This is a genomic window from Gryllotalpicola ginsengisoli DSM 22003 (assembly GCF_000419445.1).
GTDB lineage: Bacteria > Actinomycetota > Actinomycetes > Actinomycetales > Microbacteriaceae > Gryllotalpicola > Gryllotalpicola ginsengisoli.
This window is the reverse complement of sequence record NZ_AULK01000001.1, coordinates 505886-525919: the sequence shown is the minus strand read 5'-3', so window position 1 is coordinate 525919 and position 20034 is coordinate 505886. Positions and strand designations below refer to the sequence as shown.

General features: G+C 73.1%; 25 protein-coding genes, 2 tRNA genes and 1 riboswitch. Of the genes, 13 read left to right on the top strand and 14 right to left on the bottom strand.

Annotated features, from left to right (window positions below):
- Positions 1–10: 10 nt before the first annotated feature.
- The 4 genes from H563_RS14645 to H563_RS0102570 form a co-directional block, all read right to left on the bottom strand.
- Positions 11–598: a TIGR03086 family metal-binding protein gene (locus H563_RS14645; RefSeq protein WP_022881053.1), complete on the bottom strand. Its 588-nt coding sequence runs from the start codon at positions 596–598 to the stop codon at positions 11–13.
- Complete coding sequence (locus H563_RS0102580; RefSeq protein WP_022881052.1) at positions 595–1263, bottom strand: SDR family oxidoreductase; 669 nt, start codon at positions 1261–1263, stop codon at positions 595–597. The genes H563_RS14645 and H563_RS0102580 overlap by 4 nt, the downstream gene beginning before the upstream one ends.
- A gap of 38 nt (positions 1264–1301) precedes the next feature.
- Positions 1302–3077 carry a MinD/ParA family ATP-binding protein gene (locus tag H563_RS0102575; protein WP_022881051.1) on the bottom strand — a complete coding sequence of 592 codons (1776 nt, stop codon included), beginning with the start codon at positions 3075–3077 and terminating at the stop codon, positions 1302–1304.
- A gap of 132 nt (positions 3078–3209) precedes the next feature.
- Positions 3210–4214 (bottom strand): aldo/keto reductase family protein, encoded by a 1005-nt coding sequence (locus tag H563_RS0102570; RefSeq protein WP_022881050.1) that lies wholly within the window; start codon positions 4212–4214, stop codon positions 3210–3212.
- 49 nt (positions 4215–4263) lie between these two features.
- Between H563_RS0102570 and H563_RS14640 the strand changes: the two genes are divergently transcribed.
- Positions 4264–5514: a DNA polymerase IV gene (locus tag H563_RS14640; RefSeq protein WP_022881049.1), complete on the top strand. Its 1251-nt coding sequence runs from the start codon at positions 4264–4266 to the stop codon at positions 5512–5514.
- A 35-nt stretch (positions 5515–5549) separates the two neighbouring features.
- Here H563_RS14640 and H563_RS0102560 read toward each other — a convergent pair whose 3' ends face one another.
- Positions 5550–6467 carry an endonuclease/exonuclease/phosphatase family protein gene (locus H563_RS0102560; protein WP_162138917.1) on the bottom strand — a complete coding sequence of 306 codons (918 nt, stop codon included), beginning with the start codon at positions 6465–6467 and terminating at the stop codon, positions 5550–5552.
- 80 nt (positions 6468–6547) lie between these two features.
- Here H563_RS0102560 and H563_RS0102555 point away from each other — a divergent pair, with 80 nt between their 5' ends.
- The 6 genes from H563_RS0102555 to H563_RS0102525 all read left to right on the top strand — a co-directional run bounded on the left by H563_RS0102555 (position 6548) and on the right by H563_RS0102525 (position 10863).
- Complete coding sequence (locus H563_RS0102555; RefSeq protein WP_033209209.1) at positions 6548–6880, top strand: hypothetical protein; 333 nt, start codon at positions 6548–6550, stop codon at positions 6878–6880.
- A 146-nt stretch (positions 6881–7026) separates the two neighbouring features.
- Positions 7027–7127, top strand: a riboswitch (TPP riboswitch).
- 35 nt (positions 7128–7162) lie between these two features.
- A complete protein-coding gene (locus tag H563_RS0102545; RefSeq protein WP_022881045.1) occupies positions 7163–7792 on the top strand; it encodes an ECF transporter S component in 630 nt (209 codons plus the stop codon).
- Between the two features lie 6 nt (positions 7793–7798).
- The gene (locus H563_RS0102540) at positions 7799–9259 is read left to right on the top strand and encodes an ABC transporter ATP-binding protein (RefSeq protein WP_022881044.1); all 1461 of its coding nucleotides are present in this window, start codon (positions 7799–7801) and stop codon (positions 9257–9259) included.
- Positions 9256–10035: an energy-coupling factor transporter transmembrane component T family protein gene (locus H563_RS0102535; protein WP_027479008.1), complete on the top strand. Its 780-nt coding sequence runs from the start codon at positions 9256–9258 to the stop codon at positions 10033–10035. Before H563_RS0102540 ends, H563_RS0102535 begins: the two co-directional genes overlap by 4 nt.
- Positions 10025–10573, top strand: a complete 549-nt coding sequence (locus tag H563_RS0102530) for an AAA family ATPase (RefSeq protein ID WP_245556805.1) — start codon at positions 10025–10027, stop codon at positions 10571–10573. Before H563_RS0102535 ends, H563_RS0102530 begins: the two co-directional genes overlap by 11 nt.
- A gap of 32 nt (positions 10574–10605) precedes the next feature.
- Positions 10606–10863, top strand: a complete 258-nt coding sequence (locus tag H563_RS0102525; protein WP_022881041.1) for a hypothetical protein — start codon at positions 10606–10608, stop codon at positions 10861–10863.
- 36 nt (positions 10864–10899) lie between these two features.
- On the opposite strand, the gene H563_RS0102520 is transcribed toward H563_RS0102525, so the two are convergent.
- Positions 10900–11250, bottom strand: a complete 351-nt coding sequence (locus H563_RS0102520; RefSeq protein WP_022881040.1) for a metallopeptidase family protein — start codon at positions 11248–11250, stop codon at positions 10900–10902.
- A gap of 22 nt (positions 11251–11272) precedes the next feature.
- Between H563_RS0102520 and H563_RS0102515 the strand changes: the two genes are divergently transcribed.
- Positions 11273–12640, top strand: a complete 1368-nt coding sequence (locus H563_RS0102515) for an NAD(P)/FAD-dependent oxidoreductase (RefSeq protein WP_022881039.1) — start codon at positions 11273–11275, stop codon at positions 12638–12640.
- A 16-nt stretch (positions 12641–12656) separates the two neighbouring features.
- On the opposite strand, the gene H563_RS0102510 is transcribed toward H563_RS0102515, so the two are convergent.
- Together H563_RS0102510 and H563_RS18060 are read right to left on the bottom strand one after the other, a co-directional pair.
- Positions 12657–13286 (bottom strand): response regulator, encoded by a 630-nt coding sequence (locus H563_RS0102510; protein WP_022881038.1) that lies wholly within the window; start codon positions 13284–13286, stop codon positions 12657–12659.
- A 1-nt stretch (position 13287) separates the two neighbouring features.
- Positions 13288–13635 carry a hypothetical protein gene (locus H563_RS18060; RefSeq protein ID WP_022881037.1) on the bottom strand — a complete coding sequence of 116 codons (348 nt, stop codon included), beginning with the start codon at positions 13633–13635 and terminating at the stop codon, positions 13288–13290.
- A gap of 75 nt (positions 13636–13710) precedes the next feature.
- Here H563_RS18060 and H563_RS14635 point away from each other — a divergent pair, with 75 nt between their 5' ends.
- On the top strand, positions 13711–15186 hold the full coding sequence (locus H563_RS14635; protein ID WP_022881036.1) for a sensor histidine kinase: 1476 nt from the start codon (positions 13711–13713) through the stop codon (positions 15184–15186).
- A gap of 56 nt (positions 15187–15242) precedes the next feature.
- On the opposite strand, the gene H563_RS0102495 is transcribed toward H563_RS14635, so the two are convergent.
- A complete protein-coding gene (locus tag H563_RS0102495; RefSeq protein ID WP_022881035.1) occupies positions 15243–15500 on the bottom strand; it encodes a DUF6458 family protein in 258 nt (85 codons plus the stop codon).
- Positions 15501–15730: 230 nt separating this feature from the next.
- Here H563_RS0102495 and H563_RS0102485 point away from each other — a divergent pair, with 230 nt between their 5' ends.
- The gene (locus H563_RS0102485) at positions 15731–16003 is read left to right on the top strand and encodes a phage holin family protein (RefSeq protein ID WP_155864960.1); all 273 of its coding nucleotides are present in this window, start codon (positions 15731–15733) and stop codon (positions 16001–16003) included.
- A gap of 6 nt (positions 16004–16009) precedes the next feature.
- Here the strand turns inward: H563_RS0102485 and H563_RS0102480 are convergent, their stop codons facing one another.
- The 3 genes from H563_RS0102480 to orn form a co-directional block, all read right to left on the bottom strand.
- On the bottom strand, positions 16010–16627 hold the full coding sequence (locus H563_RS0102480; RefSeq protein ID WP_033209206.1) for a phosphoribosyltransferase: 618 nt from the start codon (positions 16625–16627) through the stop codon (positions 16010–16012).
- A gap of 13 nt (positions 16628–16640) precedes the next feature.
- Positions 16641–16716, bottom strand: a tRNA-His gene (locus H563_RS0102475).
- A gap of 46 nt (positions 16717–16762) precedes the next feature.
- Positions 16763–17383, bottom strand: coding sequence for an oligoribonuclease (orn, locus tag H563_RS0102470; RefSeq protein WP_022881034.1), 621 nt, complete (start codon positions 17381–17383; stop codon positions 16763–16765).
- 117 nt (positions 17384–17500) lie between these two features.
- Here orn and H563_RS17190 point away from each other — a divergent pair, with 117 nt between their 5' ends.
- The 3 genes from H563_RS17190 (at position 17501) to H563_RS0102450 (ending at position 18648) form a co-directional block, all read left to right on the top strand.
- The gene (locus tag H563_RS17190) at positions 17501–18268 is read left to right on the top strand and encodes a hypothetical protein (protein ID WP_022881032.1); all 768 of its coding nucleotides are present in this window, start codon (positions 17501–17503) and stop codon (positions 18266–18268) included.
- A 4-nt stretch (positions 18269–18272) separates the two neighbouring features.
- Positions 18273–18533: a glutaredoxin family protein gene (locus tag H563_RS0102455; protein WP_027479004.1), complete on the top strand. Its 261-nt coding sequence runs from the start codon at positions 18273–18275 to the stop codon at positions 18531–18533.
- 42 nt (positions 18534–18575) lie between these two features.
- Positions 18576–18648, top strand: a tRNA-Arg gene (locus tag H563_RS0102450).
- On the opposite strand, the gene H563_RS17835 is transcribed toward H563_RS0102450, so the two are convergent.
- Positions 18630–19076 carry a hypothetical protein gene (locus H563_RS17835; RefSeq protein ID WP_027479003.1) on the bottom strand — a complete coding sequence of 149 codons (447 nt, stop codon included), beginning with the start codon at positions 19074–19076 and terminating at the stop codon, positions 18630–18632. The two genes, H563_RS0102450 and H563_RS17835, sit on opposite strands and share 19 nt — an antisense overlap.
- Positions 19077–19274: 198 nt before the next feature.
- On the bottom strand, positions 19275–19976 hold the full coding sequence (locus H563_RS0102440; RefSeq protein ID WP_022881031.1) for an aldehyde dehydrogenase family protein: 702 nt from the start codon (positions 19974–19976) through the stop codon (positions 19275–19277).
- Positions 19977–20034: the final 58 nt, after the last annotated feature.

The window sequence follows — 20034 nt, the reverse complement described above, 5'->3', positions numbered from 1 at the left end:
GGCCCCCAGCCTATTGGGGCGGCTCTGCGGCGGCGACCGCGATGCGGCGACCGGTGAGGGCGAGCAGGCGGGTCTGCAGCGGCGCGTCCTCGGGCACCGGCACGGCGGGCGCGTAGAGACCGGATGCCTGCAGCGTGTCCTGCTGCGGTTCGAGCACGCTCCAGGCCGCCTCGACGAGCTCGCCCGGCAGCTGTTCGTCGGCGCCGATCGCCCGCGCCAGATCCCAGGTGTGCACCGTCACGTCGCAGACCTGCTCGGCGAGGTACTGCCGGGCGGGCACGGCGTCGTAGCTGAGCTGCACCACGGCGTCGAGGTCCGCGGCGGCCCAGGCCTCGGCGGCCCGGGCCGAGTACCGCGCCCACTCGGCGACCAGGTCGGCGCGCAGCGGCTCGATGCGGCTGCGTGCCTCGGCGATCGTGCGTCCGGCCAGCAGCGGCGGCACCCACTGCTGCTCCTCGATGACGTGGCTGACCAGCTGGCGCACGTTCCACTCCGTGTCGGGGGTCGGCGCCGTCCAGTCGGTGACGCGCGCGAGCCGGTCGGCGAAGGTGCGGTGCGCGAGGGTCTGCAGGGCCCGCCAGTCGGGGGTGTCGCTCATACCGACCTCGCAACGGCTTCGGCGATCGGGGTGTTCCCGCCGGTCAGCTCCCACTGCTTGCCGATGCTGCCGTCCTCGCCCAGCACGGCGATGATCGTGGCGGCGACGTCGGCGCGGGGGATGCGCCCGGACTCCCGGTCCACGTGCTCGCCCAGCTCGATCAGCCCGGTGCCCTCGTCGAGGGTCAGCGCCGTCGGGCGCAGGATCGTCCACTCCAGCCCGCTGTCGCGCAGCGCCGCGTCCGCGTCGCGCTTGGCCTCCACGTACGCCGCCCACTGCGGGTCGGGCGAGGCCTGGGCGGTGGCCGGGTCGTCGACGCCGGCCGCCGACACCTGCACGAAGCGACGGATGCCCGCCGCCTTCGCCGCCTCGATCGACAGCACCGAGGCGCCGTAGTCCACGGTCCGCTTGCGCGGCACCCCGCTCCCGGCGCCGGCGCCCGCGGTGAAGACCAGCGCGTCGGCGCCGCGAATCGCGTCGGCCAGGGCTGCGGCATCCGTCGCCTCGAGGTCGAGCCGCACGCCCTCGCCGCCGAGCCGGTAGATGTCTTCGGCGTGTTCCTCGCCGCGCACGATCCCGATGAAGTCGTCGCCCGCGTCGTACAGCTGCCGCATGAGCTGCTGGCCGACCTTGCCGTGTGCGCCGATGATCGCGATCCTCGCCATGCCTCCATCCTGGCACCGGCGTGTGCGGGTCAGGCGGGTCAGAGCCCTTCGGCGACCGTCGCGGCCACGTCGAGCCACGCCTCCCGGGTGTTCCTCGACAGCAGGTCGAAGTTGATCGCGCCGCCGTCGACGAGCGCTACGTCGTGGGGCACGTCGAGCACCGCGCGGGTCAGCGAGCCGAAGTGGCCGTGCAGGCGACGGGAGAGCTGCGGGTCGGTCTGGGCCGAGGTGGCCGACAGCACGGTGACCGCGTCGCGCACCTTGTCGCCCAGGCCCTTCTCGCGCAGGCCGTCGACGAGCCAGGCGGCGCTTGCCGCGGTGTCCTCTCGCACGGTCGAGACGATGACGAGCTGGTCGGCGGCCTCGACCGCGGCCAGCCAGTTGGCGGCGCGCATGTTGTTGCCGGTGTCGATCAGGATCACCCGGTAGAAGCGCTGCAGCGTCTCGTGCAGCCGCCGGAACGCGTCGGCGTCGATGCGGTCGGTGGCCATCGGGTCCTCGTCGGAGGCGAGGACGTCGAACTGCGCGGAGCCCTGGGAGCGCACGTAGTCGTCGAGGTCGCCCACGCGGGCGCGGGTCGGATCGGCGAAGCGGTCGAGATCGTGCAGCAGCGACACGGCGGTGTTGCTGTGCGCCGCCGGCAGCGCGCGCCAGCCGAGCGTGCCGCGGGTCTCGTTGTTGTCCCAGGCGAGCGTGTAGCCGCCGCGGTACTGGCCGAAGGTGGAGGCCAGCAGCATCGTCGCGGTGGTCTTGTGCGCGCCGCCCTTGGGGTTGATCACGACGACCGTGCGCGGGCCGGAGAAGGACCGCTGCACCGCCTCGACGGCCTTGCGGTGCGCGAGCTCGGCGGCGCCGGGCGCCGGGTTGATCAGGCCGCCGCTGAGGCGGCGCAGCGCACCCTGCCAGCCGCGCTCGGCGGGGCTCATCGGCGACTCGGGGCGGGTGGCCATGAAGTCGGAGAGCGTGGGCAGGTGCTCGGGCGGGGTCGGCGTGGCGGGCTCGGGCTCGCGCAGCCGGGCGACGGGGTCGAAGGACGGCGTGCGGTCGGTGGTCGGGGCGGCGGGGGTCGTCGGGGTCGCGGCCGCCGCGGGGGTCGGGGTCGCGGCCGGGGTCGCGGGGGCGGCACTCGAAGCGGAGGCGGCCGTCGCACCCGCTGCCGCGGCCGGGGCGGCCAGCGCCGGGGCGGATGCCGCGGGCGGCGGCGTCGTCGCGGCGGAGTGCGCCGGGGCCGCCGTCGGGGTGACGCGCGGTGCGTAGCTCGGCATCGTCGGGATGCGGGTGGTGGGCTGCGGGTCGGCCGCCAGGCTCGTCGCGGCGCTGACCGGGGAGGCATCCGTGACCTCGTCGACGTCATCGTCGTCGTCGTCCTGCGAGTGGAACAGGTACTCGAGGTCGGGGATCGCGGAGCCGCGCCGCGAGGACCGGGGCAGGGTGTCGTCGTCGGAGACGGGCCCCTGGCCGGTGTTGCGGCCCGGGTCGACGATCGCGTCGAAGTCGAGCCCGCCGTCGGGGGCGGAGGTGGCGGGGGCGGCGGGGGTGACCGGGGTGAGCGCCTCGGTGTAGCCGTCGGGGTTGACCGACACGGTCTGCACCCCCAGGCTGTCGCGGGCGACGAGCCGCACCGGGTGGGACAGGCGCTGGGCGACGCCCGCCACGGCTCGGATGATGTCGCGGCGGACGCCGTCCTCCGTGCGTCCCTCGACCGTCGAGACGGCGCCGTCGACCGAGATGTGGCCGATGTACGGCCCCTCGGCGCTGCGCACGACGGTGGCTTCGATGTGAGGCGACTGGGTGGTGGGCGTGGTGTCCGTCATCGGGTTCCCTCCGCTTCGGCTCGGGCACAGGCGGAACGGGGGTCGCGGCCCTGTGCCCCTAACGGGGGTCGATCGTACCCGATCAGACGGGATATCCCTAAGTCGGCCTCACTATCGCTGCCGGCGCCCCGGTCAGGCGACGCGCGTCGCCGGCGACTGCGTGAGGGTCGGGTCGGTCTCCGCCACGCCGCCGAGCAGTTCGTCGATACGGCCGAGCACGGATGCGTCGAGCTTGATGCCCGACGCTGCCGCGTTGGAGGCGATCTGCTCCGGGCGGCTCGCGCCGACGATCGCGCCGGCCACGTTCGGGTTCTGCAGCACCCACGCCACGGCCAGCTGCGCCTGGGTGATGCCCAGCTCGTCGGCGATCGGCTTCAGCCCCTGCACGGCGGTGAGGATGTCGTCGCGCATCCACCGGGCGATCATGTCCTTCCCGCCCTTGTCGTCGGTCGCGCGGCTGCCCTCGGGCAGCGGCTGGCCCGGCACGTACTTGCCGGTGAGCACGCCCTGCGCGATCGGGGAGAAGACGATCTGCGAGATGCCGAGCTCCTGCGAGGTCGGCACGACCTCCTGCTCGATGACCCGCCAGAGCATGTTGTACTGCGGCTGGTTCGAGATGAGCTGGAACCCGAGCTCCTTGGCCAGCTTGTGCCCGGCGCGCAGCTGGTCGGCGTTCCACTCGCTGACGCCGATGTACAGCGCCTTGCCGGCGCGCACGATGTCGGCGAAGGCCTGCATCGTCTCCTCGATCGGCGTCTCGTAGTCGAAGCGGTGCGCCTGGTAGAGGTCGACGTAGTCGGTGCCGAGCCGGGAGAGCGAGCCGTCGATCGACTCCATGATGTGCTTGCGGGACAGGCCGGTGTCGTTCTTGCCCTTCGGGCCGGTCGGCCAGTACACCTTGGTGAAGATCTCCAGGCTCTCCCGGCGCTGCCCCTTGAGGGCGTCGCCGAGCACGACCTCGGCGGCCGTGTTCGCGTAGGCGTCCGCCGTGTCGAAGGAGCTGATGCCCGCGTCGAGGGCGGCGTGGATGCACTTCGTCGCGGTGTCGTTGTCCACCTGAGAGGCGTGCGTCAGCCAGTTGCCGTAGATGATCTCGGAGATCTTGAAGCCGGAGTTGCCGAGGTATCTGAATTCCATGCTGCAAACCTACCCACCGGCGGCACGGCGCAACCGCGACAATGGGGGAGTGGGAAAGGCGGACGGCAGCGACCGGCAGGTGACCACCGGGCCCGTGGACGACACCGGGGCGCACATCCTGCACGTCGACATGGACGCCTTCTACGCCTCCGTCGAGGTGCTCGACCACCCCGAGTACGCCGGCAAGCCGCTGATCGTCGGGCACGCCACCGGCCGGTCCGTCGTCTCCAGCGCGTCCTATGAAGCGCGCCGCTTCGGCGTGCGCTCGGCGATGCCGGTGGCCCAGGCGCTGCGGCTGTGCCCGGACGCGATCACCGTCGGCCCGCGCATGGAGCGCTACGCCGAGCTGTCGAGGCAGGTCATGCAGATCTTCCAGCGCGCCACGCCGCTCGTGGAACCCGTGTCGATCGACGAGGCGTTCCTCGACGTCGCCGGAGCGCGGAAGCTGCTCGGCAGCCCGGCGCAGGTGGCCGCGCGGGTGCGGCAGTGGGTGCGGGAGGAGACCGGGCTGCCCTGCTCGGTCGGGGTGGCGGGCACGAAGTTCGTCGCCAAGCTCGCCTCGGGGCGGGCGAAGCCGGACGGCCTGCTCGTGGTTCCGGTCTCCGAGACGCTCGGGTTCCTGCATCCGTTGCCCGTCGGCGCCCTGTGGGGCGTCGGCCCCTCGACGCAGTCCACCCTCGCGAATCTCGGGCTGCGCACGGTCGCCGATCTCGCCGCCACCCCGGTCGAGGTGCTCGAGCGGCGGCTCGGCGCGGGCGGCCGGCGCCTGTGGGAGCTGGCGAACGGCATCGACGTGCGCCCCGTCGAGACGCAGCGGGTCGAGAAGTCGATCGGGCACGAGCAGACCTTCGAGCACGACGTGACGGATGCCTCGACGCTGCGGCGCGAGCTGCTGCGCATGTCGCAGCAGGCGGCGCACCGGCTGCGCTCGGCGGGCGCCGTGGGGCGCACCATCTCGCTCAAGCTGCGCTATTCGGACTTCCGCACCATCTCGCGCTCCCGCACCATCGGGGAACCGACGGCGGTCGGCAAGCGGATCTACGAGGAGGTCGCCGGCCTGCTCGGCGAGGCGTGGCGGCCCGGCGACCGGGTGCGGCTGATCGGGGTGCGTGTCGAGCAGCTGGAGCCGGACGCGCGCAGCCCGCTGCTCTGGGACCCGGACGAGGACTGGCGCGATGCGGAGCGCGCCGTGGACGACGTGAGCGCCAAGTTCGGCCCCGGCGTGGTCGCCCCCGCCTCCCTGCTGGGCACGAGGCCCCGGCAGGTCGGCGAGAGCGACCACTACCGCGACCGCGGATAGGGCGCCGGGCGGCGGGCGCTCCCCGCCGGCGGGCCTCAGCGCAGCCCGACCTCGATGCCGCGGTGGTCGCTGCCGTTGGCCGGCAGCACCCGGCTCGAGACGACGGTCAGACCCCGCTCCAGCACGTGGTCGACGCGCGCCACGGGCAGGGCGGCCGGCCAGGTGAAGCCGAAGCCGAACGACGACGTGTGCGGCTCGTGCACCGTGCTGAGCAGCTCCGTGAACGCGCGATCCGTGCTGGCCGCGTTGAAGTCGCCGAGGGCGATCAGCCGCTTGGCGTCGTCGGCGCGCAGGGTGCGGCCGAGATTGTCGAGCATCTCGTCGCGCTGGCGGAATTCGCCCGGGCGCAGCGAGGCGGCGTGCAGCGAGTAGAGGCGCACCACGCCGGCGCGGGTGACCACGTCGACGCGCAGCGCCCGCTTCCAGCCGAGCCCGAGGGTCAGGGACTGCTCGCCGGTCAGCGGCAGGGTGCTCCACACGCCGACCGTGCCGACGAGCACGTGATGCGGGTAGCGCCCCTCGAGCGCCTTCACGACGACGGGGCTCGTGGCCGAGGTCAGCTCCTGCAGGGCGATGACGTCGGGGTGCCGGTCGGCGATGGCGCGCACGGTGGCGGCCGGGTCGCCGTTGCCGGCGTCGAGGTTCTCGCTGATCACGGTGACCGATGCGCGCCCCGAGTTCTCCTCGGGCATCAGCTGCGGCACGAACACCGCCGCCCACACGATCGCCGACACGAGCGCGCCGACCCCGATGAACGCCGAGCGCCGCACGGCGGCCAGCACGCCGAAGAACAGGATCACCAGGGCGAACCAGGGCAGCACCGACTCGAGCAGCCCCATCACCCCCTCGACGTCGGGGATCGCCCGGTGCCACAGCAGCAGGGCGCCGACGGCGAGGGCCACCAGACCGAGGCAGGCGTTGGCCGAGAAAGCGGCGCGTCGTCTCGCAGGCATCATCTGATTATCCCGAACCGTCGGACCCCCGCCTGGGAGCGGGCCTGGTGTGCACCGGGCGCGACGCGTAGCGTGACGGCATGAGCCTTGTGGAGAGATTGGCCGATACCGTCATGGGCATCGGAGTGAAGAACGTCTACGGCGAGCCGACCGAGCTCAACGGGGTCCACATCGTCCCGGTCGCACTGAGCGTGCACAGCTTCGGCGCCGGCGAGGGCAAGGGCCCGAAGGACACCGGCGAGGGCGACGGCGGCGGGGGGTTCGTGGCGAGCGTGCCGATCGGCGCGTACGTGCGCGACATCCGGGGCTTGCGCTTCGAGCCGAACCTGGTCAGCCTGCTGGCCGTCGGCATCCCGTTCGTGTGGGTGACGGGCCGGGTGCTGGCGCGGCTGCTGAAGATCGCGAAGAAGTAGCGGCCCGCGGCATCCGTCGTCAGCGTCGCCGTCGCCGACGGCGCTGCTGCCAGATGAGCACGCGCAGCAGCACCAGCAGGGCGATCACCAGCGCGATGACCGGGGCGAACGGAGCCACGCCGCCCAGCCTATAATCGGGCTCAGTACACGGGAGTCCGGTGAGCCGGGCTGAGAGGAAGGTTCTCAACCTTCGACCGTCGAACCTGATCCGGGTCATGCCGGCGCAGGGAGGCTGACATTCTCTTTTCCCGTGCCTCGTTCCACGACGGAAGGATAAGACGAGTGCACGCAACGATCTCTTCGACGACGGATGCCGCGGCGCGGCGCACCCCGGACCCGCGCTGGCGCCCCGTCGACATCATCGTGGCCGCCGTGCTGGCGGTCGCGGCGGGTGTCGTGTTCTGGGTGTGGGATCTCGTATCCAACCCCGTCGGCGCCCCCATCGAGGCCGCGCTGCCCGGCCTGCAGGGCATCATCAACGGGCCGTGGCTGTTCGCCGGCGTGCTCGTGGGGCTGGTGGTGCGCAAGCCAGGCGCCGCGCTGTTCGGCGAACTCGTGGCCGCGAGCGTCTCGGCGCTGCTCGGCACGGTGTGGGGGCCGCTGACCCTCGTCTCGGGCCTGGTGCAGGGCGCCGGAGCCGAGGCGCTGTTCGCGCTGCTGCTGTACCGGCGCTGGGGGCTCGGCGCCGCCCTGCTCGGCGGGCTCGGCGCCGGCATCGGCGAGTCGATCCTCGACCTGACCGTGTGGTACCCCGGCGCGAAGCCGCTGTTCGACGTGCTCTACGCCGCGACCACGATGCTGTCGGGAACCGTGATCGCCGGGCTCGGGTCGTGGCTGCTGGTGCGGGCCTTGGCGAGGACCGGGGCGCTCAGCCGCTTCGCCTCCGGCCGCGAAGCCCGGGCGCGGGCCTAGCCGCCGGTGACGGCCGCACGGGCCGCCGGGGTGCGCGCGGCCGGCTGGGGGTGGCGGCACGCCGGCCGCCGGGCGTGGGCGGTGCGCGAGCTCGACCTCGACATCGCGCCGGGCGAGCGGGTGCTGCTGCTCGGCGCCTCCGGCTCGGGCAAGTCGACGCTGCTGGCCGCTCTCGCCGGCGTGCTCGGCGGGGCGGACGAGGGCGAGGAGCGCGGCGCGCTGCTCGTCGACGGCCGCCGGCCCGAGGAGCAGCGCGGGCGGATCGGACTCGTGCTGCAGGACCCGGACGCGCAGCAGGTGCTGGCGCGCGTCGGCGACGACGTCGCGTTCGGGCTGGAGAACCTCGGCGTGCCGCGTGACGAGCTGTGGCGGCGGGTGCAGGACGCGCTCGACGCGGTCGGCCTCGCGGTGCCGCTGCGCCGCTCCAGCGCCGAGCTCTCCGGCGGGCAGAAGCAGCGGCTGGCGCTGGCCGGGGTGATCGCGATGCGGCCGGGGCTGCTGCTGCTCGACGAGCCGACCGCGAACCTCGACCCGCACGGCGTCGCGGAGGTGCGCGAGGCGGTGGAGCGGGTGGCCGACGACACCGGGGCTACGGTCCTGGTGGTCGAGCACCGGGTGGAGGTGTGGCAGGACTTCGCCACCCGCGTCATCGTGCTCGGCGGCGACGGTGAGCTGCAGGCCGACGGCGACCCGGCCCGTGTGCTGGTGGAGCGCGCCGACGAACTGGCCGCCGCGGGCGTCTGGCTGCCCGGGCGGCGCGTGCTGGACGAGCCGTCGCAGCGCCCCGTCGGCGCGCCGCTGCTGACCGCGCACGCGCTCGCCGTGGGCCACGGGCGCACGCCGGTGGCGTCCGGGCTGTCGCTCACGCTCGGCGCGGGCGAGGCGGTGGTCGTCACCGGACCGAACGGGTCGGGCAAGAGCACCACGGCCCTCACCCTCGGGGGGCTGCTGCGCCCGCTCGGGGGCGAGGTGGCTGCTGCGCCCGCACTCGCCGGAGACGCCGGACCCGCGCCGATCGCCTGGTCGTCGCGGCAGCTGCTGACGCGGATCGGGAGCGTGTTCCAGAATCCGGAGCACCAGCTGCTCGCGGCATCCGTGCGCGGCGAACTCGCGGTCGGCCCGCGTGCGCTCGGCCTGCCCGATGCGGAGGTCGCTTCCCGCGTGGAGGAGCTGCTCGCGCGCCTGCGGCTCGACCCGCTCGCCGACGCGAACCCGTACACCCTCTCGGGCGGGCAGAAGCGGCGGCTCACGGTCGGCACCGCGCTCGCGACCCGCCCGCAGCTGCTGCTGCTCGACGAGCCGACCTTCGGGCAGGACGCGGTCACCTGGGCCGAGCTCGTGCTGCTGCTGCGCGAGCTCGCCGACGCCGGCGACGCGATCCTCGCGGTCAGCCACGACCCCGAACTCGCGCGGGCGCTGGGCGCGCGCGAATGGCCGCTGGCCGCGCGAGAGGCGGCGGCCCGATGAGCCTGCTGCCCGCGCTGCGCACCGGCGCCCTCGCCCGCGTCAACCCCGTCACCAAGCTGGGCTGCGCCCTGCTCGTCGCCTTCACCCTGCTCGCCACCGTCGACTGGGTCTCGGCCGCCGTGGCCGCCGTGCTCGAGACGGCCGTACTCGCCGCGACCCGGCTGCCCTGGCGCACGGTGCTGCCGCGGCTCGCGCCGCTCGGCGTCGCCGCGCTGCTCGCCGGCATCACGACCACCCTGTACGGCGTCCCCGCGGGACGGGTCTGGTGGCACTGGGGCGTCGTCGAGATCACCGACGGCTCGATCGCGTTCGCCGTGGCCACCGCCCTGCGCATCGCCGCGATCGGGGTGCCCTCCGTGGTGCTGTTCCTCACCATCGACCCCACCGAGCTCGCCGACGGGCTGGCCCAGCTCGTGCGGCTGCCGGCCCGCTTCGTGATCGGGGCGCTGGCCGCCCTGCGGCTGGTCGGACTGTTCTTCGACGACTGGCGCGCGCTCGAGCTGGCGCGCCGGGCCCGCGGGGTCGCCGACCGCGGCCGGGTGCGCCGCTGGGCGGGCCTCGTGTTCGCGCTGCTGGTGCTCGCGATCCGCCGCGGCAGCAAGCTCGCCACCGCGATGGAGGCCCGCGGCTTCGGCGCCCCCGGCCCGCGCAGCTGGGCGCGCCCGTCCACGCTGGGCCGCCCCGATGCAGCGGCCGCCGCGATCGGCATCGCGATCGCGGCGCTGGCGGTCATCGTCTCCGTCGCCACGGGAAGCTGGCACTGGGTTGTCTCCTGAGCAGCGGGTGCTCGCCGCCGTGGCCGCGCTCGACGCACCCGCGCCGGTGGTGCTGATCGACGGGCCGAGCGGGGCCGGCAAATCGACGCTCGCCGACGCGCTGGTCGCGCACTGGCCGGGCGATCGGATGCCGCAGCTCGTGCGCCTCGACGACCTGTACCCCGGCTGGTCCGGGCTCGAGGCCGGCAGCCGGCAGGTCGTCGACGAGCTGCTGCGGCCCTTGCGTGAGCACGGGACCGGCCGGTGGCGGCGCTGGGACTGGGCGGCGGGGCGGCCCGCGGAGTGGCACGAGGTCACCGCGGCCGCGCCGCTCGTGGTGGAGGGCTGCGGCGCGCTGAGCCGGGCGGCCGCCGCCTGCGCCGAGCTGCGGGTGTGGCTCACCGCCGACGACGAGGTGCGCAAGGCCCGCGCGCTGGCACGCGACCGGGGGGCGTTCGACGCGCACTGGGAGATGTGGGACCGGCAGTTCGATGAGTTCGTGCGCGCGCAGCATCCGATCGCCCTCGCCGACCTCGTGATCGACCAGGCCGCGCCCTGACCGGCACGGACGATCCGGGTACCGTCTCAGGCATGAGCACCGAGAAGCAGTACATCACCGAGTTCGTGGACGGCCCGCTCGCGGGGACGACGGAGGGCCGCGACTACATCGACGGGGAGTACGAGAAGGAGCTCGACGTCTACGTCGCGGTCGAGGGTCTGCCGTCGCAGATGCACTACGTCGCCTCAGACACCCGGCAGGTGGGCGACACGCTGTTCGTGCGCTACCGCTTCGACCGGGCCGACAGCGACCCGATCGAGACCGACGACCAGGACAGCAACGCCATGTAGCGCCGCGGTCTCGACCCCGCGGCCCGGGCCCGCGGCTCACGCCCAGCCGAGGCGGTGCAGCTCGGCGTCGTCGATGCCGTAGTAGTGCGCGATCTCGTGCACGAGGGTCACGTGGATCTCGTCGCGCAGCTCCTCCATGCTCTCGCACGCGGCCAGGTGCGGCTCGCGGTAGAGCACGATGCGGTCGGGCAGCTCGCCGAAGCCGTACCGGTCGCGCTCGGTCACGTCCACGCCGTCGTACTCGGCGAGCAGGTCGAGGGATCCGTCGGGCGGACGGTCCTCGACGAGGAACACGACGTTCTCGAGTCCGTCGACCATGTCGTCCGGCAGCTGATCCAGCTCCTCCACCACGAGCGCCTCGAACGCGTCGCGGGTCAACTCGAGCACGCGCTCACGATACCGTTGGCCGATGAGGAACGGCGAGGTCTCGTTCTGGTGGTCGCAGCTCGGCCTGCCCGCCCCGACCGAGCCGCTCGACGGCTCCATCCGGGCCGATGTGTGCATCGTCGGCGGCGGCTACACGGGCCTGTGGACCGCGTACTACCTGAAGCGCGCGCAGCCGGGCCTGCGCGTGGTGGTGCTCGAGCAGCGCTTCGCCGGCTACGGCGCCTCGGGCCGCAACGGCGGCTGGCTCGCCAACTCGATCACGGGGGGCCGCGAGCGGTACCTCGCCTCGCACGGGCGGGAGGCGGTGGCGCGGTTCCAGGCGGCGGCGAACGACGCCGTCGACGAGGTGATCCGGGTCGCCGCGGCGGAGGGCATCGACGCCGACATACATAAGGGCGGCGAGTTCCTCGTCGCGTACGACGCGCCGCAGCTCGAGCGGCTGATCGCCTTCGCGCGCTCCGAGCAGCAGTGGGCCGAGACGGACCTCGAGCTGTACTCGGCCGAGGAGGCGCGGCGGCGCATCGACGTGGCCGGCACCATGGGCGCCGCGTGGCATCCGCACACTGCGCGGCTGCACCCGGCGAAGCTCGCCGCCGGCCTGCGCCGGACCGTGCTCGAGCTCGGCGTCGAGCTGTACGAGGGCACGTGCGTGACCGAGCTGCGCCCTTTCGCCGCCATCACCGACAGGGGGGTCGTGCAGGCGGCGGCGATCGTGCGGGCCACCGAGGGCTTCACGGCCGGGCTCGCCGGGGCGCACCGCGACTGGCTTCCGCTGAACTCCTCGCTCGTGGTCACCGAGCCGCTGCCCCCGCAGGTCTGGGAGGACATCGGCTGGGCGGGCCGCGAGACCCTCGGCGACATGGCGCACGCGTACATGTACGCGCAGCGCACCGCCGACGACCGCATCGCCTTCGGCGGTCGCGGCCGCCCCTACCGGTACGGCTCCAAGATCGACACGGATGGCGCCACGCCCGGCTCCACGGTGCGCCGCTTGCGCGAGCTGATCGAGAGGTTCTGGCCCGTGCTGCGCGGGGTGCGGCTGGACCACGCCTGGTCGGGCGTGCTGGGCGTGCCGCGGGACTGGTCGGCCACCGTGGGCCTCGACCGCGCGACGGGCATCGGGTGGGCCGGCGGTTACGTCGGCACCGGCGTCGCCTCGACCAACCTCGCCGGTCGCACCCTCACGGACCTGATCCTCGAGCGCGACACCGAGCTCGTCACCCTGCCCTGGGTCGACCACCGGGTGCGGCGGTGGGAGCCGGAGCCGCTGCGCTGGGTGGCGGTGCAGGCGCTGTACGCGATGTACTACGCCGCCGACCGCGCGGAGCTCGACCGCCGCCAGACCACCTCGCCGCTCGCGCGGCTCGCCGACCTGGTATCCGGCCACTAGCCGGGCGCCGGCGAGGTCAGCGGGCCGTGCCCTGCACCTGCAGCAGCGCCGCCTGCGTGCGGCTCTCGAGGCCGAGCTTGGCCAGCAGCGATGACACGTAGTTCTTCACGGTCTTCTCGGCGAGCCCGAGTTCGGCGCCGATCTGCCGATTGCTCAGGCCGTCGGCGACGAGCGAGAGCACCTGCTTCTCCCGGGTGGTGAGCATGTCGAAGCGGGGGTCGTCGGCGCCGTGCCGCATCCGCTCGGTGACCCGGTGGCGGGTCGCGGCGTCGATCAGCGTCGCGCCGGCCGCCGCGCGGCGCACGCTGTCGACCAGCCGGTTGCCGCGGATGTCCTTGAGCACATAGCCGACCGCGCCCGCCAGCACGGCGGCGTAGACCGCCTCGTCGTCGTCATACGCCGTGAGCATGATGCATCGCGCCTGCGGCATGGCCGCGAGGACCTCCCGGCACAGGTCGATGCCGTTGCCGTCCGGCAGCCGCACGTCGAGCAACACCACGTCGGGCCGGGTGGCGAGAATGCGGCCGAGCGCGTGGGCGGCGCCGTCGCACTCGCCGACCACCTCGATGTCGTTCTCGCGATCCAACAGGTCGGCGACGCCGCGCCGCACCACCTCGTGGTCGTCCACGAGGAACACCCTGGTCATCTCACTCCCTCCCGCCGGTGGCCCGGTCGCCGGCGGCCGCCGCGAGCAGCAGCGCGGCCGCCTCGTCCCACAGCAGCGAGTGACCGCAGTCCTTCGCCTTCTCCGGCACGGTCCCGGCGAGGGCCACATAGGCGTGCCCGTCGCGGTGGATCCAGCCGCGCATCCGCCCGTCGACGTAGATGGCGCAGGTGTCGAGATCGACCTCCCGCGCGACGAGCTCGACCGACTCCGTGCGTGCGGAGGAGGAGTCCGCGCGGTCCTGCGCGGGCACGCGCACCGTGGCCAGCATGCTGCCGTGGGTGCCGAGCACCTCGGCGCTGCGCGGGTGCGGCGGCTCGAGCATCAACATGGCGCCAGCCTTCCTCCGGCGAAGGGGACTCCACAGGGCAGAAAGTCCCGCTTCCCGCAGGCTACGCTTCGGCACGTGCCCGATCCAGCCCCGCGCGCCGACGCGGAACCCGCCCTGCCCGAGCAGCGGCTGCGCGCCCTGCTGCGCGCCAACGCGCAGGTCGTCGGAGAGCTCGACCTGTCGGCGGTGCTGCGCCGCGTCGTCGAGGTCGCCATCGAGCTGGTCGGCGCGCGCTACGGCGCGCTCGGCGTGATCGGGCCGGACCGCCGACTCGAGCGGTTCATCTACGTGGGCCTGAGCGAGACGGATGCCGCGGCGATCGGCCACCTGCCCGAAGGGCACGGCCTGCTCGGCGCGCTGATCGCCGACCCGCGGCCGATCCGCATCGACGACATCGGCGCCGACGCCCGCGCCTCGGGCTTCCCGGCCCACCACCCGCCGATGCGCGAGTTCCTCGGGGTGCCCATCCGCTCCCGGGACACCGTCTTCGGCAACCTGTACCTGACCGGGCGCGACGGCGGGTTCACCGCGCAGGACGAGGAGATCGTGATCGGCCTCGCCGCGACGGCGGGGCTCGCGATCGAGAACGCCCGGCTGTTCGGCGAGGTCGCCACCCGGCACGCGTGGGCGGCGGCGTCGGCCGAGCTCACGGCCCAGCTGCAGCGGGTCGCGCCGGAGGCGCAGCTGGAGCTGGTGCGCAGCGCCCTGCAGGAGCTGGCCCCGGGGTCGCGCATCAGCGTGAGCCAGCACCCGCCGCGCACACCGGCGGGCCTGCTCCTGCCGGTGACGGCGGGCGAGCAGGAACTCGGCGTGATCGAGCTCGTGCCCGAGGAACGCGGCCGGGAGTACACGGCGACGGAGGTCGAGGTGGCGAGGGACTTCGTGCGCCAGGCGTCCGTCGCCATCACCCTCGCCCGGGCGCGCGACGCCGAGGCTCGGCTCGCGCTGATGGAGGACCGGCGGCGGATCGCCCGCGACCTGCACGACCACGTCATCCAGCAGCTGTTCGGGGCGGGGCTCGCGCTGCAGAGCCTCGCCGCCGCGGACGCGCCGGAGCACTACGTCGACAGGGTCCGCGCGATCACCGAGGCCCTCGACGACGCCATCGGGCGCATCCGCCTCGCGATCTTCGCCATCACCCCGGCGCAGGGCGGCGCCCCGTCGGTGCGGCACCGCCTGCTCGACCTCGTCGAGGAGTACCGCGACGTGTGGCCCTCCGCGCCCCGCGTCGAGTTCCGCGGCGTGATCGACAGCGCCGTGACCGGCGCCCTCGCCGACGACGTCGAGGCCGTGGCGCGCGAGGCGATGGCCAATGCGGCACGCCACGCGCAGGCGAAGTCGGTCACCGTCACGGTCACGGCCGACGGCGAGCGCGTCGACGTGGAGGTGGCCGACGACGGACGCGGGGGAGTCGCGGCGGTCTCACGGCGCAGCGGGCTCGCGAACCTCGCGGAACGGGCGGCCGCGCGCGGCGGCGAGCTGCAACTCGACTCCTCCGACGCGGGCACGCGGCTGCGCTGGTGGGCGCCGCTTTCGGCTGCCCGGGAGTGAAGAAGGCCCTGCCCGGCCGGCGTGCGCCGGCGCGGGACGAATGCGCGGCCGAAGCGCTACACCATCGGGTCGATGTCGTCGCTGCGGTCGGCGCGCGAAACGCGCTGCCCGTCGGCGGTGTAGCCGTCACGGGTCACCACGGTGGACCGGCGGCGCCGGAACAGCAGGGCGATGCCGATGATGAGGATGACCAGGCCGGCGAACATGAAGATGTAGCCGACCAGGTCGAGGTTCAGCCACGCCACCTGCACGTTCAACGCGAACGTGAGGATCGCGCCGACGACGATCAGGAAGATTCCGCCTCCGATACTCATGGCGGTGCCGGTACCCGGACCGCGGGAGCGGCATGAGCAGCCCGGGCCCTCATGGGCGGCCGCGATCGCGGGTACGCCCCGGGCGAGACGCGATAACCCGCGAGGCGAAAGGGGAGGCCCGATGAGCGACGAGCGTGCGCAGAACCAGGAGCAGGAGCACGAGGAGGACATCGGCGAGGCGCCGACCGAGCAGAAGCCGTCGCAGGCCGAGGGCGACGAGGGCGACAGCGATGACGGGTGACCCCAGGCAGCAGGGCGCGCCGCGCCCGAGCAACGGTGTCGCCATGTTCGTGATCGGCGGCGTCCTGCTGCTGATCTGGCTGGTGTTCACCGTGCTGTTCTGGGTCGACCGTCCCGACAGCGCCGCGGGGCGCGCCGCCTGGGAGCTGATCACCTGGTGGGGCGCCAACATCGCCGGCGCCGTGGGCGTGCTGCTGATCGCGCTCGGGTTCACGCGACGCGCCCGGCTGCGGGCGCGGCAGCGGCAGGAGCGGCCGGATTGAGCCGGATCAGCCGGCCAGCAGCCGCCGCACCTCGGCATCCGTCGTCTGCGTGAAATCTGCGTAGGCCTGCCCGACGCCGAGGAACGTGGGCGGGAACCACCGGCAGATCAGTTCGTCGACGGATGCGCCGAGCAGTTGCCGCGCGCCCGTGAGCGCCACCGGCACCGCCGCGACGACGCGCGCGGGCTCGAGCGTGCGCACCGCGTCGGCGGCGGCGCGCATGGTCGCCCCGGTGGCGATGCCGTCGTCGACCAGCACGACGGTGCGGCCCTCGACATCGAGCGGCGGCCGGTCGCCGCGGTACTCGCGCACCCGGCGCCGCAGTTCGGCGGTCTCGTGTTCGAGCACGTCCTGCCAGCCGTCGTGCGGCACGTCGTCGTTGGAGACGACGGCGAGCTCTCCGCCCACCGAGGCGATCGCGCCCATGGCGACCTCGGGGGAGAGCGGCATGCCGAGCTTGCGCACGACGACGACGTCGAGCGGCGCGGCGAGGGCCCGCGCGACCTCGGCGGCGACCGGGACGCCGCCGCGCGGCAGGCCGAGCACCGAGGCATCCGTGCCGCCCAGGCGCTCGCGCACCGCTTCGGCCAGCACCCGGCCGGCGTCTACTCGGTCGGAGTACATCGCGACTCGCAAATGGGGTGAATGACGGGGCTTGAACCCGCGACCCCCTGGACCACAACCAGGTGCTCTACCAACTGAGCTACATCCACCATGGGCTTCCGCTGACGTCATCGAGCGGGCAACCAGACAAGTGTATTACATGCGTGAAGACCACTCGTCCACGACGCGGGCGGCCACCTCGTGGGCCTCGTCGGAGGTCGGGCCGGGCTCGGCCACGAACACCGCCTTGCGGTAGTAGTCGAGCTCGCGCACCGACTCGAGGATGTCGGCGAGCGCCCGGTGGCCGCCCGCCTTCTCCGGCGCCTGGAAGTAGACGCGGGGGAACCAGCGCCGGGCGAGCTCCTTGATCGAGCTCACGTCGATCGACCGGTAGTGCAGGTGCTGGTCGAGGCGGGGCATGTACTTGGCGATGAACATGCGGTCGGTGCCGATCGTGTTCCCGGCCAGCGGCGCGCGGCCCTCTTCCGGCACCCGGGCGAGCACGTACTCCATCACCTCGTACTCGGCTTCCGCGAGGCTCTTGCCGTGCGGGATCTCGTCGATGAGGCCGCTCGTCGTGTGCATGCCCACGACGAACTCGCCCATCCCGGCGATCGCCTCGTCGCTCGCCTTGATGACGATGTCGATCCCCTCGTCGACCGGCTTCAGATCGAAGTCGGTGATCACCACCGCGATCTCGACCAGTTCGTCCTTCTCGGGGTCGAGCCCCGTCATCTCGCAGTCGATCCAGACGAGTCGATCGGTGGCAGTTGACATGCTGTCGATCCTATTCGGCCTGCTCGGCCTGCTCGGGTTGATCGGCCTGCTCGGTCTGTCCAGCCTCTTCGGCGCAGGCGGCCTGTCCAGCGCAGGCGACCGATAGCCTTGTCGACCATGGAGCCGCATGCCGTCGTCGCTCAGCTCATCGCATGGGCGGAGCGCACGGAGTGGGTGGAGACGCTGGAGCTCGGCGGCTCCCTCGGCCGCGACGCCGGCGACGCCTGGTCCGACGTCGACGCGGGTGCCGGTCTCGCCGCCGGCGAGACGGTCGCCGGCCGGCTCGACGAGGTGCGAGCGGATGTCTCGCGCTTCGGCCCCGTCGCCGGCTTCGCCATCGAGGAGTTCGGCGCCGGCGCCGTGCACCTCTCGGTGCTGTACCGCGCGGGGCTCGAGCTGTCCCTCGTGGTGACGGAGGCGGGGGAGCGGCGGGGACTGGCGCCACAGACGCGGGCGCTGGTCGATAAGTGCGGCAGGCTCGCCGAGACGCTGCCGGCTGAGCGGTGGCAGCCGTCGGAGCAGACCGCCGCCCTGTGGGGCTATCAGGCGTGGACCCTGTGCAAGGACGCGGCGCGGCACGCGGTGCGCGGCCGAGGGTGGCGCTCGCTCGACGCGCTCACGAAGGCGCGGGAGCGGGTCTGGCGGCTGTGGGCGGCGCGGCAGGGGCTCGTGTACCCGCAGTTCGGCGCGGTGACGGTCGAGAACGCGGACGCGGCGGAGCCGGAGGGCATCGCGGCGACGCATCCGTCGACCCTGGAACCGGTCGAGCTCGTGCGCGCCACGCGCGCGGTGACGGCCCTGCTGCGGGCGCTGTCGATCGGCGAGCCCGCGGTCGCGGATGCCGTCGAGCGGCGCATCGCGGAGGTCACCGCGGGCGTAGCCTGAAAAGGTGCGACTGACCCTCTACACCTCCGCATTCTGCGGGCCGTGCATGGCGACGCGCGCCGTCGTGGCCGAGGCCGGCCGGCTGATCCCGGGCGCGCAGGTCGTCGAGAAGGACGTGGTGCGCGACGAGGCGGAGGCCGCCGCAGCCGGCATCCGCTCGACCCCGACGGTCGTGGTGACGGATGCCTCGGGCGCGGAGGTCTTCCGCGCCGAGGGCGTGCCCACCCTGAACCAGGTGCTGGCCGCCGCCGCAAAGGCGGTGTGACGGGGGTTCGGACCTGCGGTCGGATACGCTATTGGCGACCTTCCCCCCGTAGCTCAGTGGACAGAGCAGGCGGTTTCTACCCGCTTGGTCGGGGGTTCAAATCCCTCCGGGGGGGCCGTTCAGGTACGCGTTGTGCCAGTCGTGCTCACGTCGCTTCACCGTCTCGATCATGTGGCAGTTCGCGCACCGCACTTCGCACTTCGCGATTTCGGACTCGATAGTTCTGAGCGACGCGCCGCGACGGATCATGGTGCTGATCGCCATCACTTTCGTTCCTCGCACGTGGTCGAACTGCAGGGCGCGGATGTCGGAAAAGCCGCAGTCGACGCAACCCTGTTTCAGGTGCTCGTAGACGACCGATCGGATATGTGCCAAGCGGAGGACTGCCGTGCGCCTGACGTTGCGATAGTGGCGCTCGTAGTTGCTTCGATAGTGCGCCTTATGGCAGTCGCGACAGTAGCTGTGAAGACCGTCCTTGTTCTTGGAAGACCGATTGAACTCGGAATGAGGCTTGCATTCTTTGCACCGCGCGCACGTTTTCATGCGCGCATGATGCCGGCCACCACCGACATCAGCCGATGCGGGTCGCCTGACGGACCGTGCCCGGTGCGGCCAGTCGCCGAGACGACTCGAGATGACGTTCTGCCCCCCACGATAAGGCCGTTTCTGAACGCTTCGATGGGGACAGCCGAGGCGGACGACGTGCCGTGATCGGCGAGAGGGCCGCCGATCACCTGCTGGCTACCGGCTCGTGATGACGACCGGCACCGAGACCGACTTCAAGCCCTCGATGCCGAACTCGAGCCCGTACCCCGAGCCCTTGATGCCGCCGAACGGCACGAGCGGGTGGATGCCGCCGTGCTTGTTGATCCAGACCGTGCCCGCTTCGAGCCGCAGCGCCACCTCGCGCGCCGCTGTCGCGTCGTCCGACCAAACGCTCGCGCCGAGGGCGGCCTCGAGGCGGTTCGCGGAGCGGATGGCGTCGTCGAGGTCGGTGTACTTGATGATCGGCAGCGCGGGGCCGAACTGCTCCTCGTCGACGATGGGGTCGCCGTCCTTGACATCCGCGATGATCGTCGCCTGGAAGAAGAGCGGGCCGAGCTCGGTCGCCGGTTCGCCGCCGGTGACGATGCGGGCGCCGCGCGCCCGCGCGTCGTTCAGCGGTTTGCCCTGCTCGCGGGAGACGAGGGCGGCGAGCTCATCCGCATGCGCCTCGATCCGTTCCGCGGCGGCGTGCAGCAGTTCGCCGCGCTCGGCCATGCTGCGCGCGGCCCAGGCGGGCTGCGCGGCGGCGGCGCGTTCGACCATCTCGTCGAGGTCGTCGACGCTCTGCTCGACGGTGCGGCCGATGATCTCGCCGGTCGCGGCGTCCGGGATCTCCCGGCCGTCGGCGACGCTGACGCGGTCGAGAAGGCTGGTTGACGTGGTCGTGGGGGTGCTCATCGGTTCTCCTCGTGGCGAAAGCTCTGGTGCACAGTCTGGGCGAACGGATGCCGCAGCG

Coding starts and splice junctions, on each gene's coding strand:
- H563_RS0102570 (WP_022881050.1), bottom strand. CDS start 4,214: ATGGAATTCAGATACCTCGGCAACTCCGGCTTCAAGATCTCCGAGATC.
- H563_RS14645 (WP_022881053.1), bottom strand. CDS start 598: ATGAGCGACACCCCCGACTGGCGGGCCCTGCAGACCCTCGCGCACCGC.
- H563_RS0102510 (WP_022881038.1), bottom strand. CDS start 13,286: ATGACCAGGGTGTTCCTCGTGGACGACCACGAGGTGGTGCGGCGCGGC.
- H563_RS0102480 (WP_033209206.1), bottom strand. CDS start 16,627: ATGTACTCCGACCGAGTAGACGCCGGCCGGGTGCTGGCCGAAGCGGTG.
- H563_RS0102515 (WP_022881039.1), top strand. CDS start 11,273: ATGAGGAACGGCGAGGTCTCGTTCTGGTGGTCGCAGCTCGGCCTGCCC.
- H563_RS17190 (WP_022881032.1), top strand. CDS start 17,501: ATGGAGCCGCATGCCGTCGTCGCTCAGCTCATCGCATGGGCGGAGCGC.
- H563_RS0102525 (WP_022881041.1), top strand. CDS start 10,606: ATGAGCACCGAGAAGCAGTACATCACCGAGTTCGTGGACGGCCCGCTC.
- orn (WP_022881034.1), bottom strand. CDS start 17,383: ATGTCAACTGCCACCGATCGACTCGTCTGGATCGACTGCGAGATGACG.
- H563_RS0102485 (WP_155864960.1), top strand. CDS start 15,731: ATGACGGGTGACCCCAGGCAGCAGGGCGCGCCGCGCCCGAGCAACGGT.
- H563_RS0102495 (WP_022881035.1), bottom strand. CDS start 15,500: ATGAGTATCGGAGGCGGAATCTTCCTGATCGTCGTCGGCGCGATCCTC.
- H563_RS0102560 (WP_162138917.1), bottom strand. CDS start 6,467: ATGCCTGCGAGACGACGCGCCGCTTTCTCGGCCAACGCCTGCCTCGGT.
- H563_RS17835 (WP_027479003.1), bottom strand. CDS start 19,076: ATGAAAACGTGCGCGCGGTGCAAAGAATGCAAGCCTCATTCCGAGTTC.
- H563_RS0102580 (WP_022881052.1), bottom strand. CDS start 1,263: ATGGCGAGGATCGCGATCATCGGCGCACACGGCAAGGTCGGCCAGCAG.
- H563_RS0102535 (WP_027479008.1), top strand. CDS start 9,256: ATGAGCCTGCTGCCCGCGCTGCGCACCGGCGCCCTCGCCCGCGTCAAC.
- H563_RS0102575 (WP_022881051.1), bottom strand. CDS start 3,077: ATGACGGACACCACGCCCACCACCCAGTCGCCTCACATCGAAGCCACC.
- H563_RS18060 (WP_022881037.1), bottom strand. CDS start 13,635: ATGTTGATGCTCGAGCCGCCGCACCCGCGCAGCGCCGAGGTGCTCGGC.
- H563_RS0102440 (WP_022881031.1), bottom strand. CDS start 19,976: ATGAGCACCCCCACGACCACGTCAACCAGCCTTCTCGACCGCGTCAGC.
- H563_RS0102555 (WP_033209209.1), top strand. CDS start 6,548: ATGAGCCTTGTGGAGAGATTGGCCGATACCGTCATGGGCATCGGAGTG.